Here is a 16,768-nt window from a genome sequence, read left to right on the forward strand (position 1 = left end):
GGCTTCAATCCATATCTTGCAGCGAAAAGAGCGGCGAACTGCAACGGTCGAGCAGGATCGCCACCGATGGACTCCATTGCGAGCATGCAGCGTGCCGCTGACAAAACCGTTTAGCTCGGTCGGCTCAACACGTGGACGCCAGGAAACATCTCATTGAGCTTGTAGACGACCTCCGTCCTGTTCGTCGCCTTCAGCTTCTTCATGATATTGCGGATATGGACCTTGACCGTGCTCTCTCGGAGGTTGAGCTCGTGAGCGATTATCTTGTTCGCCTTCCCGCGCCTGAGAGCCTGGACGACCTCTTCTTGCCGCTCCGTGAACACACTCGCCATGGGCCTTGTCACATCGACGCCCGTGTCGATTGCCTTGTGCTGGGCAAGCACACTGCTTGCAGGGACAAATGTGCCACCGGCAAGGACAAGATTTACGGCTTCAACACAGATTTCGAAACGGATCGACGACGGGATATAGGCTTTTGCGCCATAATTCAACGCCTTCAGAATCTGCTCTAGATCGTCGGTATCGGCCAAAATCAGCACTGGAACCGGGTGGGCCTCATTCACAAGATCGGCGATTTCGCTGCCGGTCTTTGCGTCTGTCACCTTTCGGCTGCCCACGTTCAGCAGAATAGCCGACGTCGACAGTGTATTCTCTTGATGCCGCCACTCTTCGATCGAACTGAACGACAGGATTTCCTTCCCGATGCCATAGGCGGTCAGGCATTGCGCAAGACATTGTCGGTCAAGCACTCGCTCATCCAGCAGAGCCAGGCAGGATTCGGCTAAGCCGTGTCTATGAAGATGTATTCCATTCCCGGTCGTCCGCGATACGAATTCCAGTGCACCGGGTGATTTGCTATCCATTTGAATTGTCGGAACCATGAACTTACTCCCCAAACTTTTACCCACGTTTCAAGACCAGTACGAGATGGACTTCAGGCAAATACTATTTCCCACGAGCGATGTTCTGTTCGCGTCGCCTTCACTATAACTGTGGGATTTCCCAAGCCCCGCCATGGACCAGCACTATCCCGTCCATAATGTTTATCGCCGAAAAGATGCGCCTTCACTAATTTAGGTTAACAAAACCTAAAAAATTTCTACTCCTTCACTTTTCCTAATTCATTTGGTCTAGGAAGGAGGGTATCAGAGAACACACCGACCGGAATCTGGATCTCGCGTTGTTTGCCAGGCGCGGGTAGTCGCCGAAAATAAAGGACAGCCGGCTTCGCCGATGGCGGTGTTGCTTTGACGCGCGTCGCGCCGCCTTGGCGTCGAGCGCCAATGTAAGTGTCAACCATCGATATATCTGTCATCGAACTCGGCAAATTTCGTTACGCCCAGTCGATCCAGCACGCGGACATGACCTTGGCGGAACTCCAGAAACCCGCGTTCCCGCAATTCCCGCAGCTTTCGATTGACATGGACGGGCGTCAGCCCGAGCGCGTCCGCGAGGTCGTACTGGGTGAGAGGGCAAGCATAGGCAGTGCGACTGCCAGCGCCGACGCGCTCCAATCGCGCTCTCAGTTCGAGCAGCAGGTGCGCTGTACGCGCCAAGGCGCTGCGTCGACCTACATTGGTTAGGTGTTGGGCAACAATCGCTCTCTGGCGCGCGAGAGTTTCGAGAAAAAGGGAGGCTATGTAGGGCGACTTCGCTGCGCCAAGAGCAAGTGTCTTGGTCGAGGCTTCTAACACCGCAAGGTCGGTTTGAGCCACAAATGTCTCAAGAGCAGTGCCCGAGTACGTCTGTGGCCGGACAATGTCGCCCTTCAGCGCAAAATCCAAAATCTGTCGCTGGCCACCGGCAAGATCATGGGAAATGCATCCCCAGCCAGACTCGATTATGAAGACGCGATCGCCGTCCTCGCCCTGATTGACGATAGCGGTTTCCGCCGCATATCGCTTTGGCACGAAGCCTAGCGCCTTGATATACGCCTTATCGTCGCTTTTGATTGCGACTGACGTCGGCCGGTGTTCATTCTCACTCAATGAAAGGCTTGTAGCATACGTCATTCGAACCCCGCCAATCCGCCCCTAGATAACCTCCCTACGCAAAAACGTACTCCAGCTTTGACATGTTGAGTACCCTGCGCGGGCTACAACCAATGGGTGATATTGCACTGCACTCTCACAAAAAGGCAAGGATCACGCCTGATCGAGCGCAGTAGGACCCGAAATTCATCATAAAGTTTGACCGACTCTCTGCACCATCCATTCGAATGGCAAGGCCTCCGGCGGTCGGAAGCGCTTGGTAACACCAGCCACTCACCGTGCAACTTTCGAACACGCACGCTTACGGATCGCTTACGACCTTCGGTGTGACTGGCTCGCCGTACCGACTGCAAGCCAAGCATCGCTGCTGACTTGAGGTCGCGCTGACGTTGTCCGGCGCGAACCGCCCGGTCGTTCAATCGGGCGGAACGTGCCACTTCCTTTATGCAACCCTCTGATTTCACTCGCAGGTAACACCTCGGAATGCTCCAACTCGAGCAGCCCCGATTCACTCAAGTGCAACGCTGCAAGCCGCTGTAGGTCAGCTGCCTCACAGGACCAGCGGCTCGCCACTGGGGCCGGCACGAGATTTTCTCTTTGCCGTGACGACGTTTCAACGGACAAGAGCGTTAGTTCAGACGCTCGGAACTACTCCGGCTCGATGAGTAACCTTCGCTGCAGTTCCAGGACCCGGAATGGGTCGATTGACGCCCCTCTTTCGAGCCAAACTGTCTCCGGTTTCAGCCGCGACAGTGGCAAGGTATACCTCATTCGCGGTAGCTATGACTCCCCGATTACCTCGCACCTGCGAAGAGACCGCCTGCCACGTACCCGGAAGAGGGTATGTCTGGAGTGCCGGGGCGCATCGGCTTTTGCGCATCATGGAATCCAGCGCTTAGGGCGAGCGGCACTTCAACCGCCTTAATTGCGCTCCATAGCGTGAACGCTCCACCGCCAAATTGGTATACCCTTGGCGGACTGAGTTCAGGTCACGCTGAAAATGTCGCCTGACTCGGGCAGGACCTGGCTGTTGATGTAGTCGGCCCGCATCTCATCGGTTACGTCCCCACTGCTCACCACCCAATAGCCGTTGGGTTTCCTGATTCCCTATCGGGGACGCTAAACCGCCATTTTGATCTCGTTTGGCGGCGGGCTTAGGGAACCGTCCCCTGACGGCGTTTTGAATCCTCTTTTCCAACCACATAACGGCCATGCTCAAACCTAAAACGAGCAGGATGGAGAGAACGAAAACAATGGGCATCGGAAAACCCAATGAAAACAACCACCATACCATAATCATGCCAAATGAATAGTGATTCAGATATATAGGGTAGCTTATTCCTCCAATATACTTCACAAGCGCGTTGTACCTATAAAGTTTATGTTTAAAGAACTCACCATATTTTATTCCTGCTGCCATTGCGTACATGCATATCAACCAAATTATCACTGCTGAGAGCTTGTACTCATAACCGCGTTCAATCGAAATGAAGATCTCCACCGTGCTCATACTGCCAAAAAACAATATCAACACTGTCTTCGCCGCATGCCCCATTTTGTTACGGTCATCACCGCCGTTCCTGACAAGAAAGAAGATCATGCCTGTAGCGAAGAAAACGCCGTGCTGCAGCAGAAGCAGTTTGAAGGGAAACCGCGAAAGCACCAAAATCGCTTCCTCCGACCACGAGGACGACGGCAGCAAATGCAACCCGGAGAGAACAAGAAGGTATACCGAGCTGGAAAACCCTATTATTTTGGCCAGATCATAGAGTGATAAACGAAACCTCGACAAAATTGACGCGGCCACCAAGACGTAAAATACGGCCTCGACGACGAGAGACCATACGACCCCGTCGATATAAGGGCCCTTAGGAGACAACGTTACCGATCTGCAAAAATCCATCAGAAGACGGGAAAAATCCTCGCCATAAAGAGTTCGTGCGGCCAGGCTGACGAGCGCGGACAGCCACAAGGCGGGCAATATACGCGTAGCGCGCATGCGCGCGAAACGCAGCGCGTGCGACGCGCCCCCTTCGCCTGAGGCGCTCATGGCAATGACAAACCCGGAAATTACGAAAAAAACTTCGACCCCTACAGCACCCAAACCGGCAAACGCCGACAGAAAACCGAAGGCGACATCGCTTCCCTCGGCGACTGACGCACTGCTCCAGGCGAATGTCGCGAAATGGTTCAGTAACACCAAAAGCGCTGCAAAAATGCGCAAGAAGTCCATGACGAGGTAGTGGACATTGCGTTCCATATAATGTTTCCGAACCTTGCCAGAGGCCAAGGTCGAATACTATCGTGAAACGGTCAGTACACCTGCTGCTACATTCGGACATAAGCCGAATTGATTAACCGTCGGATATGACCTGTTTCCTGCGGCAGATCCACCGATCTGCTACGCTTGGCCTTCTCCAGGTGAGGTTTGATAACTTATGGATTGTTCGGCGCCTTAATACGTTGAGCGTTGCGACCGATCCTCCGATCATTGCTATTGACTGAGAATGCTACGCGCCGTCTTCAAGGCCGCATGGCTGTTGATCATCGCCATCTTGGCCGCGACGATTGTTCCGATTCGCAAGCGCCCCATCCAGGCCTTGGCCGGCTGGCTGCATCCTCGCAAGCTGGTTGAGACGGTGGATTGCGGCGACGCTCCCCCTGCTCCTACGGCTCCACCTGCTCTACTCCTAATTGGTGTCGCGCCCCTAAATGATGCCGTGCTAATGTTCTGGCCGGCTTGGGAGGTTCCAATCGACCTCATTGCGAATGTTTTCGCCGGCGCGTGGGCTGCCGGAGTGCTTGCCGCCATCTGGTATGTCCGGATGCGGCCCTCGCCGCCCATTGCCGAAAGTCAGCAAGACCGCGATTTGCGGGAATGGCTGGGCGGCCAACTGTAAAGATCGCTCCCGGCGGATTTCCGATAGGGCCCAACGTCGCCGTTCACCGCCGCCCGGCAGGGATCGTTGTCGGTTGCGGGTCGCGTCCGGCCTCGTTGTCTGCGGGTCCACACACATTGCGGCGCGAAGAGGTGCCTCCTGCGCTAGCGGAGTCGACCGGCTTAGCGACCTGGTGGCCGCGATGGCCGACCGCGCGCCTGCCCTTCCAGATCGGCATCAGCCTGATGCGGGTGTTGGCACTTCGCCCGGCGGCGGTGCAATTCACCCTCGACAAAGCGATGGCGGCGGCTGGGCGCCGCTTGGCCCGCGACTCTGGCCCTACGGTTCCCGACAGGGAGATCGCGACGCTGGCCGAAGCCGCCCGCACGGCCTTCCCCGAATGGTGGCGGTGACCGTCGGTTAATCGAGTGCGCCTGCCCGCCCTGATCCAAAAGGAACAACAATGGCCTTGTTCCGGATTTGACGCATGGCGGACTCGTGGTCATGCTGGACCGATGACAAGGGGTGTACTGCTGGACCTCGCAGGCGTCATCTACGATAGCGAGATCGCCATACCAGGCGGGATCGACGCCGTCGCGCGTTTGCGTCAGGCCGGTTTGGCCATACGCTTCATAAGCAATACCACGCGCTCGTCGAAACAGAGGGTTCTCGAACGTCTGGAGGCGATGGGACTCACCGTTACCAATGCAGATGTTTTCACGCCGGCGCACGCTGCACGCGAATGGCTGCTTCGCAATGGCCGCGCGCCATACTTGTTGGTTCACCCCGGCCTTGCGCCGGATTTTTGCGACCTGCCGGATCGCGACAAGCGCGCCGTCATCGTCGGCGATGCCGGAGAGGCCTTCACATATGCGGCGTTGAATGACGCGTTCCGCGAACTGAGGGCGGGGGCCGAATTGCTGGCTCTTGCCACTAACCGGACGTTTCGGGATGCTGACGGTGAGCTCAGCCTCGATGCAGGGCCATTCGTTGCGGCATTGGAATTTGCCTCCCTGAAACGCGCAACCGTTCTCGGCAAGCCCTCGCCGGAATTCTTTCTGTCGGCGCTGGCAAGCATGGACTGTCCGCCAGATCAGGCGATCATGGTCGGCGACGACGCCGAGGCCGATATAGCTGGCGCCCTGCGCGCCGGACTTTCGGGCGCGCTGCTGGTGCGGACAGGCAAATACCGGCAGGGCGATGAGAAACGGTTTGATCCGCGCCCGACCGCAACCGTCGCCGATCTCGCGGCGGCAACCGACTGGATCATTGCGCGCCGAGACTGATCGCGCGGGCTGAACCGGCCGTACAGCGAGCGCTTCGCTAGGTGATATGGCGCTCCATTTCCACCTCGGCCCCTAGACTTTCGATGTCGCGGAAGATCGATGCGACAGCCAGCGTGCGCCCTTCGCGCTTGAAGCGGAGCAGGCAATCCTTGGCAACGATGTCTCCATCGATCGCGATCTCGTCCCATTGCACGGCATGGCCGACGTAGTTAATGGGAACATCGTAATGCTGGCTCCAGAAGAACGGCACGGCGACGAATTTCTCGCGATGGCCGAGCATGTTGAGGGCCGCGGTTCGCCCCTGCCTCTCGGCAACTACCCAATGCTCGACCCGAATGTTCTCGCCACTGTGAGGATCTGGCCACCGCGCAATGTCGCCGGCCGCGAAGATGCCTGGTGCGCTCGTCTCCAAAAAGGCGTTTACTACGACACCGCGGTCAAGGATGAGCCCCGCCGTTTCGGCAAGCCCTGTCCGCGGTCGCACGCCGATGCCGGCGACGACGAAATCCGCCACCAACGTATCGCCACTGCTGAGTTTCACCTTGCTGCCTTCGATGCTGCTCGCGGTGTCCTCGAGATGGAATACGACACCATTCTCCTCATGGAGGACGCGGATGAAGTCGCCCATTTGCGGACCCATGATCCGTTCCATGGGCCGTTTTTCCGGTGCCACGATATGAACTTCGATCGCGCGCGAGCGCAGCGCCGCGGCAACCTCCAGGCCAATGAAACTGGCGCCAAGCACGACGGCGCGGCGCGCAGTCGTGGTTCGCTCGATGATCGCCTTGCAATCTGCGAACGAGCGCAGCGTGTGAACATGTGGTTGGTCGGCGCCGGGTATGGTCAGGCGAACCGGTTCGGCTCCGGTCGCAAGCAGCAGCCTGTCGTAAGCAGTCCGGGCCCCGTCCGCGAGTACAACTTCGCCAGAACGTGCATCGATGCTGGCGACGTTCGCATTGAGGCGCAGATCGATATCGTTCTTCGAGTAGAAGCTTTCTCGGCGCAGCGGAATCCAATCCTCCGATGCTTTGCCGGCGAGGTAGTCCTTGGAAAGATTGGGCCGATCAACGGGCGGCGCTTCGTCGTCGCTGAGCATGACAAGGCTGCCTTGATAATGTTCGCGCCGCAGTGTTTCTGCCGCCGCGAAACCGGCCGCGCCGCCACCGACAATGACGATCTTCTCCGGAACCTGGCCGGAGCCTCCATCGCGCTGCTTGGGTGCCGTCCGTTTGCGCTTCTCGCCCACGAATATCCAATCATCGCGTTGTTCCACCGACCAGCAAGCGAGTGGACTGAAAGCTGGAACGCGCAAGGCCTCGCCTGTACGCAAATCGAAGCACGCGTGATGCCAGGGACACCGGACGGTGTCTCCCACCACAAGACCGTCGACGAGCGGCCCGCCATAGTGTGTGCATGTCGCCCCGATGGCGAAGATCTCGGCCCCGCGGCGCACCAGCAGCACCTGCTCATCGCCGCAATGGCCGAGGAGCTTTGCGCCATCGGCAAGGTCGGATAACGCGATGCCCTCGACCAGATCCGGCCCGGTTGGTTTGGTATGACCTTCAGCCATTTTCCTCTCCCTTGGCGCGATCCAGTGACAAGATCGCCTGTACGGCCCGAGAAGCGGGAAATCTTCAGGTCACCAGCCTCGGAATACCTTCTGCCGGGCTGGCGCGCCTTCAGGTTCTCGGACACCGCTGGTGCCCAAACGTCCGGCCGCGCCATTCGTTGCCGGTTGGGCAGTACGCGCCGTCGATTTCCTGGCGCTTTGGACGCGTTGCCGCGGCTGCAACGTCGCTTGTCGAACGCATCGCGGGACTGAAGCAAAGACGCCGTCGCGTAAACTTTTTCGCCGGACATGCGTTGTCCTTCCTCCAAGCCAAGGAGGCAGCCATGCAGATGAAATCGGAAATCGCCGGCGAGGCCGCCAAGCAACGCCATATCCAGCGCGGCATCGATGCCAAGGACAAATCGAAGGGCAAGGGCAAGCAACAAGGCGCCATGCAGGCCGGAGCACGCAAATATCCCGAGCCGCCCTTTCCCGAACAGCATCAGCCGAAGCCGGGGCACGAATGGGCGATTGAGCCGGCGCCGCTTTATGACGCGCCCTTCTATATCGGATCGAAAAAACTCGATGGCAAAGTGGCCGTCATCACCGGCGGCGATTCCGGCATCGGCCGAGCCGTCGCCGTGCTTTATGCGCGCGAAGGCGCGGATGTGGCGATCGTCTATCTTTGCGAGGACAAGGATGCCGAAGAGACGAAGAAGGCCGTCGAAGCCGAGGGCCGGCGCTGCATGCTGGTCAAGGCCGACGTCAGCGAACGCCGCCACTGCCACAAGGCTGTGGCTGAGGTGGTGAAGGCATTCGGCCGGATCGACGTGCTGGTCAACAACGCCGCTTTCCAGGTCCATTCCAGCGACTTCAGCGAGCTGACCGAAGAGCATTTCGACACGACGCTGAAGACCAACCTTTACGGCTACTTCCACATGACGCAGGAGGCCGTGCCGCATATGAAGCCCGGTTCGGCGATCATCAACAGCGGCTCCGTAACCGGCATCGAGGGCTCGAGGCAGCTGGTCGATTATTCGATGACCAAGGGCGGCATTCATGCCTTCACGCGCGCGCTCTCCGGCAACCTCATCGAAAAGGGAATTCGGGTGAACTGCGTGGCGCCGGGCCCGGTGTGGACGCCGCTCAACCCGTCGGACAAGCAAGCCGGTGACGTTTCGAAATTTGGCGCGGACACGCCAATGAAACGGCCTGCACAACCGGAGGAGATCGCGCCGGCCTATGTGTTCCTCGCCTCGCCGCACTGCTCGAGCTACATCACCGGCGAGATATTGCCGATCATCGGCGGCTACTAGTTACATTTCCGATTTGGTGGCGCGACACAATTAGCGCCGCCAAACCCCATCGACGGAACAGACGACAACGCAAAAGCCGAGATGGCGTCTGGAGTGAAATCATGAAATCGCAACTCGTCGCCGAAAGCGCCGGACAACGGACGTTTGTGGTGGTGCTTGATCCTGGCGAGGAAGCGTTCGCGGCGCTTACCTCGTTCGCGGTCGAGCAGGACATTGGCGGCGCCTCGCTGACTGCGCTCGGCGCCTTCGAAACGGCGACCGTCGGCTGGTTCGACTTTGGGCAAAAGACCTTTCGCAAAATCCCAGTCCGCGAACAGTGTGAGGTGCTCAGCGCTATCGGCGATGTCGCGATCGGCGACGACGGCAAGCCCAGCCTTCATATCCACGCGGTGCTCGGGTTGCGCGATGGCACGACGCGGGGCGGACATCTGCTCGAAGGCATTGTTCGGCCGACACTCGAAGTCACATTGGTGGAAGCGCCTGGCCACCTGCGCCGCAGGAAGCGGCCGGAACTCGGCATCGCCTTGATCGATCTGGATGCCTGAAGCCGAACGCGGATCGAGACAGGTCCGCTGAATTGCGTTCCGGGCCGATTATCCCTTTTGCTTGATTTGTTCGACGTCCGCGGGGGCCTCGGGTGCGGCCTCCCAGCCGAACACGCTGCGACCGCCGAGCAGATGCGACTGATCGAACTCTCCGGCGACAATTTCTTTCAAGCTGGGACCTGTGACATAGCGTTCGACCTGCCGTGACTGGTCGTCGAGCCGCTTCAAGGCGCCGATTTCTTCGTCGCGCCCGAGCCTGGCTTTGTGGACGGCCGACTTCAGCACGCCGATCGTCTCGTCATAGACCTTCAGCGGCACCGGGAATGGATGCCTGTCCTTGCCGCCATGCGCCAGCGAGAAGCGGCCGGGATCGGAAAAACGGCATGGCGCGCCATGCAGAACCTCGGCCACCAGCGCCAGCGCCCGCACCGTGCGCGCACCGACGCCGGGGACCAGGAGAAGCTCGGAGAAATCGGCGGGGCCACGCTCGGCAGCCGCAGCCATGTTGCCATGAAGACGGCGCATGACGACATCGCTTTCGCGAACGTCGTGGTGCGCCGGCATGACCAGGTGCGGCAGCACCGGCTGCTCGGGCTCCGGTTCTGTAGTCACGTCGCGCTCGAGCGCGGCGAATTCCCTCAGGATGCGATCCGGTCCGAGGTCCTGCAGCAGCTCCAGCTGCCCCTTGCGTGAGGCATCGGCGCGGCGGTCGGTCAGGTTGACGATCTCGCCCTGGTTGGCGCCCTCGATGGCGGCATGCGGCTGGTCGACGAAACTCTTCAGGCCTTCGGACAGCCAATGATAACGGCGCGCCACCTTGCTGTCGCCGTTCATGCCCTGCTGCACCACGACCCAGTCGCCATCATCGGTCACGATGAAGCCATGCAGATAAAGATCGAAGCCGTCCTGAACGGCGGCGCTGTCAACCTTGGCGACGAGCCGGCTGGCAGTTGCCAGGCCTGTTCCGTCGAAGCCGACGCGCTCGCCGATGGCGGCGAGCTCGTGCGGGGTCTTGCGCGAATGCGCGCCGCGGCCGCCGCACACGTGAATACCGAGTTCGCCGGAGAGCGGAGCCAAACCACGTTTCAACGCGCCGATGACGCTGGTCGTGATGCCGGAGGAATGCCAGTCCATTCCCATGACGGCGCCAAACGACTGGAACCAGAAGGGATGCGCCAACCGGCGCAGCAGCTCCTCGCGACCGTAATGGTGAATGATCGCCTCGCACATGACCGCGCCAAGGCGCGTCATGCGGTCGCCGAGCCATTTCGGCACGCGTCCGCCATGAAGTGGAAGGTCTGCGCTTCCCGATCGTTGTGCCAAATCTTGCTGCCTGTTCCCGATCTATGCCTTGCGCTCAACAGATAGGTACCGAAAGCGGAGTGAAGAAGCGATGATGCCAGTTTCGAGCTGCCGATGCCGCCGGCCTGGTGCCCGGCCCGCTTGGCAATCAGTGTAGCGGTTATCACACAGATTCGCTGACGAGATTAAACTTCTCGATTTCGCAATGCTCACCTACCAGTGTCAATAAATCCGTCGGCGGCGGTCCCTTGTCAGACCGCCTCCAGCTGATGTCGAACGACACCACGGGGCTGTCGCGATCTGGGCGCCGCTCCATTCCAACCAGGCGCGCTCGATAACCGGAGGGCCCGATGATCGCGTCGAGGTCGTCATGATCCGCCGCCTTCCAGGTGAGCGCCAACACGGCGTGGTGTTCGCGCGGTATCACCAGATCGACCCATTTCAACACGAGCAGAATGACCAGCGTCAGCGCCGTCCCGGCTGCGCCCAAGGCGTATTGGCCACCCCCGAAAGCCAATCCGATCATCGTCATCATCCACAACGTGGCTGCTGTGGTGACACCGCTGACAAGACTGCCCCGGCGAAGAATGGCGCCGCCGCCGATGAAGCCGACGCCCGTCAACACGCCCAAGGGAAAGCGCAGAACGTCCATTCTGACGAACGAATTCGGAGCTTTACCGCCAACCTCCAGCAGAATGGTGGCCTGTGTCATTGCGATCGCGGCGGCCAGCCCGACCAGGATGGTTGTCCTGAGGCCGGCCGCCTGTCCGCGCGCCTCCCGGTCGAGGCCAATCAATGAACCGGCGAGCACGGTCAGAAGCAGGCGTGCCGCGATGTCTTCGTAGGCCGGGATAAGAGACATCGTAAACCCTGATCGCCGCTGGTGTTTGGATTACGAACTGATCGCAATTCAATTCGGCTAGGGCCATTCGGGTTCCATCGGCGGCGTTTTGCCGGTTACCGATCGGCTGGATTTCCGACTGCCGGATCGCGCCGTCTTGAATATCTTCCCACACGCGGCAGATCGTCACGAAATTCCACCCAAGGCAGCTTCACATCCCAACAGGCATGGGCCTGCGGCGCAAAGCGTTCGGGGTGGTCGAAGAAGCCGATCGTCACATAGAGTTCTTCCGGAAGCCCTCGGTCGAGATAGGCTATGGATGTCCCGCAATCGGCGCAGAAGGTGCGGAGCACACCTCGGGTCCTTGAGAACGTTTTCGGCGTGCCGGTCAGCAGTCTGAATTGGGCCGGTCGATAGCCGACCCAGACGGCCAGCGGGCTCCCTATGGCCTTGCGGCAATCGTCATCATGGTCGGAGCAAATCCAGAACGGGTCACCATCCATCTTAGCCGTTATCGAACCGCAAAAACAGGAGCCGGTCTCGATCCTGGTCATCGAACCACCACTTCTGACCGAAGCGGCCGTTTCGGCCGCAGGGTCCGCAGGGTAATCGAATAGCGGTGCTCGACAACTGGCGGGATGCTGTGCTCCCATTCGGTGCGCGCCGGTCCCGTCATCAGGTAAGCCGACCTTGGCTCGAGGATGATGGTCTCGCGATCCCATCCAGCGCCGTTCTTCCGGCGGAGCCGAAAGCTGCATGGCGCAAGAAGAGAAACGCCGGCCACGGCATCGAAATGCGGCTTGTCGCGATGCCAGCCGATACCCGCGCCGGGTCGGTACTCGTTGATCAAAATCTGCACGAAAGCATCGGCGGGCAGCCGCGCAAATGCCGCCACCTTGTCTCTGAGCGGCATCAGAAAAGCAGGGATCGCCGGCGCCTCGACGACTTTGCGTTGGTCAAAATCATAGCGCACGCCAAAACCGGCGACGCGCCGGTTTGCGAGATGGCCATGAAAGTCGAAAGGCTGGAAGGCGAGACTTTCGAGCTGCCGCACCAGTTCGGCCTCTTCCTCCGCCGTGATCAGCTCCGGCTGGTAGTGAAATCCTTCCGGCAGATCGTTGGGCGCACGAAACAGGTCGCCTTGCCCAGCGAATTCCGGCTGTTTGGTTTTGAGCGATGGCATCAACCCTAATTGGTGAAGCCGGCCGGCGGAGGCAAGGTCTTGGAGGCGCCGAGCCGGCCGGGTCACCGCCTCCATATCTCGGGCGAGACGGAACCTGGCTTGCCGGGGTGGGTTATTGCCCAGACGCGTCGAGTGCTGGGAAATGCCTTCAACTGCGATTCAAAGCATGAATTACGATCCGGCGACGAGGACCCTCTCCGTATGGTTTGTCCCAAGCGGAAATCGCTACGATTACGACGACGTGCCGCCGCAGACCTACGCTGCATTCCGCAAAACCTCGTCAAAAGGCCGGTTCTTCAACGCGTTCATTCGAGATCGGTATAAGTACCATTTGGTCGAGCAGAGCCGGTCGGGGTGAGACCCGGGGTACTCCTGTCGTCCGCCAAAGGAACAAATCCACGCGCCGCCACGTTGCATTTCCAGTGCAAATGCTTGTGACAGTGAGGCTATTGTCTTGGCGCCGAGAGCAAATTGGAAGGGCTTCCTGAAAATTGGAGAACTCAGCTGCCCGGTAGCGCTCTATACGGCCGCCTCGACCTCGGAGCGGATCGCCTTCCACACGGTAAACCGCGCCACGGGCCATAGGGTGCATCGCGCGTTCGTCGACAGCGATAGCGGCAAGCCGGTCGAGAAGGACGATCAGGTCAAAGGCTATGAGATCAGCTCCGGTGAGTACGTCGTGCTCGAACCCGATGAGGTCGCAGCCGCTGTCCCCGAGAGCGACAAGACGCTGTCGGTCTCGGCCTTCATCGGCTGTTCCAATGTCGACGATGTGTATTTCGACAAGCCATATTACCTCGCCCCGCCGGACAAACACGCGGAGGAAGCGTTTGGGCTGATCCGCGAAGGCATGCACAGGAAGAAAGTCGCGGCGATCGCCCAGACCGTCCTGTTCCGGCGCGTCCGGACCCTGCTCATCCGCGCTTATGACGAAGGGCTGGTCGCAACGACGCTGAACTTCGATTACGAGGTGCGATCGGCGGAGGAGGCCTTCGACAACATCCCCGATGTGAAGATCGAGGGCGAGATGCTCGAACTGGCCGAACACATCATCAAGACCAAGAAGGGCAAATTCGATCCGACCAAATTCGACGACCGTTATGAGGCGGCCCTGGCCGAGCTTGTGAAGGCAAAGCTCGAAGGCAAGAAGATCGCAATTCCGAAACCGGCCAAGCGGGAGAAGGTCGTCGATCTTATGGATGCGCTGCGCCAGAGTGCCGGCGTTGGCGGAAAGCAGCCCTCGACAAGAAAGCCCGCGGCAAAATCAAAGCCGGCGCGCCACGCGAAGCCGAAGGAGAAAGCGCCGCATCGGAAGGCCGGCTGACCGATGGCGCTCGAGACCTACCGCAAGAAGCGCGATTTTTCCGTCACCCCGGAGCCGCAGGGCCGCAGGGCGCCCAAGACGGGGAACAGCTTCGTCATACAGAAGCATGATGCGAGGCGGCTTCATTATGATTTTCGTTTGGAAATGGACGGCGTCCTGAAGAGTTGGGCCGTGACAAAAGGGCCGAGCCTGATCCCCGGCGAGAAGCGCCTTGCCGTCCATGTCGAGGACCATCCTTTGGAATATGGCGGTTTCGAAGGCACCATCCCAAAGGGCGAATATGGCGGCGGCACCGTCATCCTGTGGGACAGAGGCACCTGGACGCCGATCGGCGACGCGCGTCGCGGCTATGCGAAAGGCCATCTCGACTTCGAACTTCACGGCGAGAAGCTGGGTGGCCGCTGGCACCTTGTCAGGATGGCCGGAAAGCCGCGGGAGAAGCGCGAGAACTGGCTGCTGATCAAGGGTGACGATGACGCCGCGCGCACGGAAGACGACCCCGACATTCTGGACGAGCGGCCGGAATCCATTGCGACCGGCCGCAAGATCGAGGATGTCGCCGGCGAAGAGCCCGGCTGGTCGTCCAAGACGGGACGCATTCGCAAGCGCCGCGGCGGCCGCACGGGGCCCGCTCCACCGGAAGAGCAGCCTGTCACCGTAAGCGTTCCCGAACCGTCAAAGATCAAGGGCGCCAAGAAGGCAGCGCTCCCCGATTTCGTCGAGCCGACGCTGGCGACCCTGGTCTCGTCAGCGCCGTCCGGCCAACGCTGGTTGCACGAGATCAAATTCGACGGGTACCGGCTGCAGGCCAGGGTTGAAGCCGGCCGCGTCAAGCTGTTGACGCGGAGCGGTCTCGACTGGACGAAGAAATTCGGAAAGGCGATCGTTTCGGCGCTGGCCGATCTCCCTGTCGGGACGGCGCTGATTGATGGTGAACTCGTGGTCGAGACATCCGCCGGCGCGTCGGATTTCTCCGAGTTGCAAGCCGATCTCAGCGAGGGCCGCAGTGACCGCTTTCGCCTGTACGTTTTCGATCTGCTCCATCTCGATGGATACGATCTGCGCGACGTTGCGTCGATCCAGCGCAAGGAATTGCTGGAAAAGATCATCGGCAGTGGCAGCGGCATCATCAGCTACAGCGGACATTTTGAGGAGGATGGCCCCCTGGTGCTGCGACATGCCTGCCGGCTGAGCCTGGAAGGCGTTGTCTCCAAGCTTCGCGATGCGCCTTACCGCGCCGGCCGCAGCAAGAACTGGGTGAAGTCGAAATGCTCGGCGCGGCAGGAATTTGTCGTGGCCGGCTATGTTCCCTCGACAACCTCGCGCAATGCGATCGGTTCGCTTGTCCTGGGTGTCTATGACGACGGCAAGCTTCATCATGTCGGGCGCGTCGGCACCGGCTACACGGCAGCCGTCGCCGAGGGCCTCTTCAAGAAGCTCGAGCGGATACGCATTCCATCGAGCCCGTTCGACGAGCGGCTGAGCGCAGAGGAGACTCGGCAAGTCCGTTATGTCAGGCCGGAACTCGTCGCTGAAATCGAGTTCCGCGCCTGGACCGCCGACGGCAATCTGCGCCACGCCTCATTTCGCGGGTTGCGCGAAGACAAGCCGGCGGAAGAGATCGTGCGCGAAACACCGAAGACCAAGACAGCAGCGAAACCTCAGCGCCGGACCGTCAAGCTCACCCATCCCGATCGCCTCTACTGGCCGGACCAGGGCGTGACCAAGGAAGGTCTCGCCGACTATTATACCGAGGTCTGGCGCTATGCGTCGCCCTATCTCGTTGGCCGCGCGCTGGCGTTGCTGCGATGCCCCAGCGGTATTTCGGGCGAGCAGTTCTTCCAGAAGCATGCCTGGAAGGGCCTCAACCCCAACATCGTGCTGGTCCACGACCCCAAGGATCCGCCCGACGAGCGGCTGATCAGCATCAATGATCTCGATGGGCTGATCGGTCTCGTCCAGTCGGCGGCGCTGGAGATCCACCCCTGGGGTTCGATGGTGAGCGATTGGGAGCGTCCGGACACGATCATCATGGACCTCGATCCCGGCGAGGACGTGAGCTGGGAGGCGGTGATCGCGGCCGCCGTCGAGACCCGCGACCGGCTGAAGGATGCAGGACTGGTCCCCTTCATCAAGACATCCGGCGGCAAGGGTCTGCACGTCGTGGCGCCATTGAAGCCGAAGGCCGAGTGGCCGGCGGCGAAAGCCTTTACCAAGGCGATAGCCGACTCCATGGCCGCCGACAGCCCCGGCCGCTACGTCTCGACCATCACCAAATCCAAACGGCGCGGAAAAATCCTCGTCGACTATCTGCGCAACCAGCGCGGTGCGACCGCAGTCGCACCCTATTCGACGAGAGCACGACCCGGTGCGGCGGTGTCGATGCCGCTTGCCTGGGACGAGCTCGGCCCCGGCATCGGACCGGCCTATTTTACCGTCGAGAACACGCCGACCCGGCTTGCCTCGCTATCGTCGGATCCCTGGCAGGATTTCCGTGCCGCCGCAGTGCCGATCGAGGACCGTGCAAACCGGCGAGAGAAAGCGGCTTGAGG

Annotated in this window: 16 protein-coding genes; 8 read left to right on the forward strand and 8 right to left on the reverse strand. The window is 60.1% G+C overall.

All coding sequences use genetic code 11. The annotated features are described in order from the left end of the window. Nucleotides 1-110: 110 nt before the first annotated feature. From AC0L3L_RS09785 to AC0L3L_RS09795, 3 genes are all read right to left on the reverse strand, one after another. Complete coding sequence (locus AC0L3L_RS09785; protein WP_473489101.1) at nt 111-881, reverse strand: response regulator transcription factor; 771 nt, start codon at nt 879-881, stop codon at nt 111-113. 411 nt (nt 882-1,292) lie between these two features. After that, complete coding sequence (locus AC0L3L_RS09790; RefSeq protein ID WP_473637406.1) at nt 1,293-1,988, reverse strand: Crp/Fnr family transcriptional regulator; 696 nt, start codon at nt 1,986-1,988, stop codon at nt 1,293-1,295. A gap of 1,054 nt (nt 1,989-3,042) precedes the next feature. Then, a complete protein-coding gene (locus AC0L3L_RS09795) occupies nt 3,043-4,251 on the reverse strand; it encodes an acyltransferase family protein (protein WP_473637407.1) in 1,209 nt (402 codons plus the stop codon). Between the two features lie 247 nt (nt 4,252-4,498). Here AC0L3L_RS09795 and AC0L3L_RS09800 point away from each other — a divergent pair, with 247 nt between their 5' ends. The 3 genes from AC0L3L_RS09800 (at nt 4,499) to AC0L3L_RS09810 (ending at nt 6,156) form a co-directional block, all read left to right on the forward strand. Beyond that, nucleotides 4,499-4,891, forward strand: coding sequence for a hypothetical protein (locus AC0L3L_RS09800; protein ID WP_473637408.1), 393 nt, complete (start codon nt 4,499-4,501; stop codon nt 4,889-4,891). A 131-nt stretch (nt 4,892-5,022) separates the two neighbouring features. After that, complete coding sequence (locus tag AC0L3L_RS09805; protein ID WP_473637409.1) at nt 5,023-5,283, forward strand: hypothetical protein; 261 nt, start codon at nt 5,023-5,025, stop codon at nt 5,281-5,283. A gap of 102 nt (nt 5,284-5,385) precedes the next feature. Beyond that, a complete protein-coding gene (locus AC0L3L_RS09810; RefSeq protein WP_473637410.1) occupies nt 5,386-6,156 on the forward strand; it encodes a TIGR01458 family HAD-type hydrolase in 771 nt (256 codons plus the stop codon). 37 nt (nt 6,157-6,193) lie between these two features. On the opposite strand, the gene AC0L3L_RS09815 is transcribed toward AC0L3L_RS09810, so the two are convergent. Beyond that, the gene (locus AC0L3L_RS09815; RefSeq protein ID WP_473637411.1) at nt 6,194-7,726 is read right to left on the reverse strand and encodes an FAD-dependent oxidoreductase; all 1,533 of its coding nucleotides are present in this window, start codon (nt 7,724-7,726) and stop codon (nt 6,194-6,196) included. Nucleotides 7,727-8,049: 323 nt separating this feature from the next. Here AC0L3L_RS09815 and AC0L3L_RS09820 point away from each other — a divergent pair, with 323 nt between their 5' ends. Next, on the forward strand, nt 8,050-9,021 hold the full coding sequence (locus AC0L3L_RS09820) for an SDR family oxidoreductase (RefSeq protein ID WP_123149547.1): 972 nt from the start codon (nt 8,050-8,052) through the stop codon (nt 9,019-9,021). Nucleotides 9,022-9,122: 101 nt separating this feature from the next. Further along, complete coding sequence (locus AC0L3L_RS09825; protein WP_123149561.1) at nt 9,123-9,566, forward strand: PPC domain-containing DNA-binding protein; 444 nt, start codon at nt 9,123-9,125, stop codon at nt 9,564-9,566. Between the two features lie 48 nt (nt 9,567-9,614). On the opposite strand, the gene AC0L3L_RS09830 is transcribed toward AC0L3L_RS09825, so the two are convergent. The 4 genes from AC0L3L_RS09830 to AC0L3L_RS09845 form a co-directional block, all read right to left on the reverse strand. Beyond that, entirely contained in the window at nt 9,615-10,889 is a 1,275-nt protein-coding gene (locus AC0L3L_RS09830; protein WP_473637412.1) for a DUF763 domain-containing protein, read from the reverse strand. A gap of 142 nt (nt 10,890-11,031) precedes the next feature. Further along, on the reverse strand, nt 11,032-11,730 hold the full coding sequence (locus AC0L3L_RS09835) for an MgtC/SapB family protein (RefSeq protein ID WP_473637413.1): 699 nt from the start codon (nt 11,728-11,730) through the stop codon (nt 11,032-11,034). A 95-nt stretch (nt 11,731-11,825) separates the two neighbouring features. Then, a complete protein-coding gene (locus tag AC0L3L_RS09840; protein WP_473637414.1) occupies nt 11,826-12,263 on the reverse strand; it encodes a GFA family protein in 438 nt (145 codons plus the stop codon). After that, on the reverse strand, nt 12,260-12,892 hold the full coding sequence (locus AC0L3L_RS09845; RefSeq protein WP_473489112.1) for an alpha-ketoglutarate-dependent dioxygenase AlkB: 633 nt from the start codon (nt 12,890-12,892) through the stop codon (nt 12,260-12,262). Before AC0L3L_RS09845 ends, AC0L3L_RS09840 begins: the two co-directional genes overlap by 4 nt. Before the next feature lie 142 nt (nt 12,893-13,034). On the opposite strand from AC0L3L_RS09845, the gene AC0L3L_RS09850 reads away from it, so the two are divergent. From AC0L3L_RS09850 to ligD, 3 genes are all read left to right on the forward strand, one after another. Then, a complete protein-coding gene (locus AC0L3L_RS09850) occupies nt 13,035-13,250 on the forward strand; it encodes a KTSC domain-containing protein (protein WP_473489113.1) in 216 nt (71 codons plus the stop codon). 96 nt (nt 13,251-13,346) lie between these two features. Next, nucleotides 13,347-14,216 carry a non-homologous end joining protein Ku gene (gene ku / locus AC0L3L_RS09855; RefSeq protein WP_473637415.1) on the forward strand — a complete coding sequence of 290 codons (870 nt, stop codon included), beginning with the start codon at nt 13,347-13,349 and terminating at the stop codon, nt 14,214-14,216. 3 nt (nt 14,217-14,219) lie between these two features. Beyond that, nucleotides 14,220-16,766 carry a DNA ligase D gene (ligD, locus tag AC0L3L_RS09860; protein WP_473637416.1) on the forward strand — a complete coding sequence of 849 codons (2,547 nt, stop codon included), beginning with the start codon at nt 14,220-14,222 and terminating at the stop codon, nt 16,764-16,766. Nucleotides 16,767-16,768: the final 2 nt, after the last annotated feature.

This window comes from Mesorhizobium sp. WSM4849, from assembly GCF_055811385.1.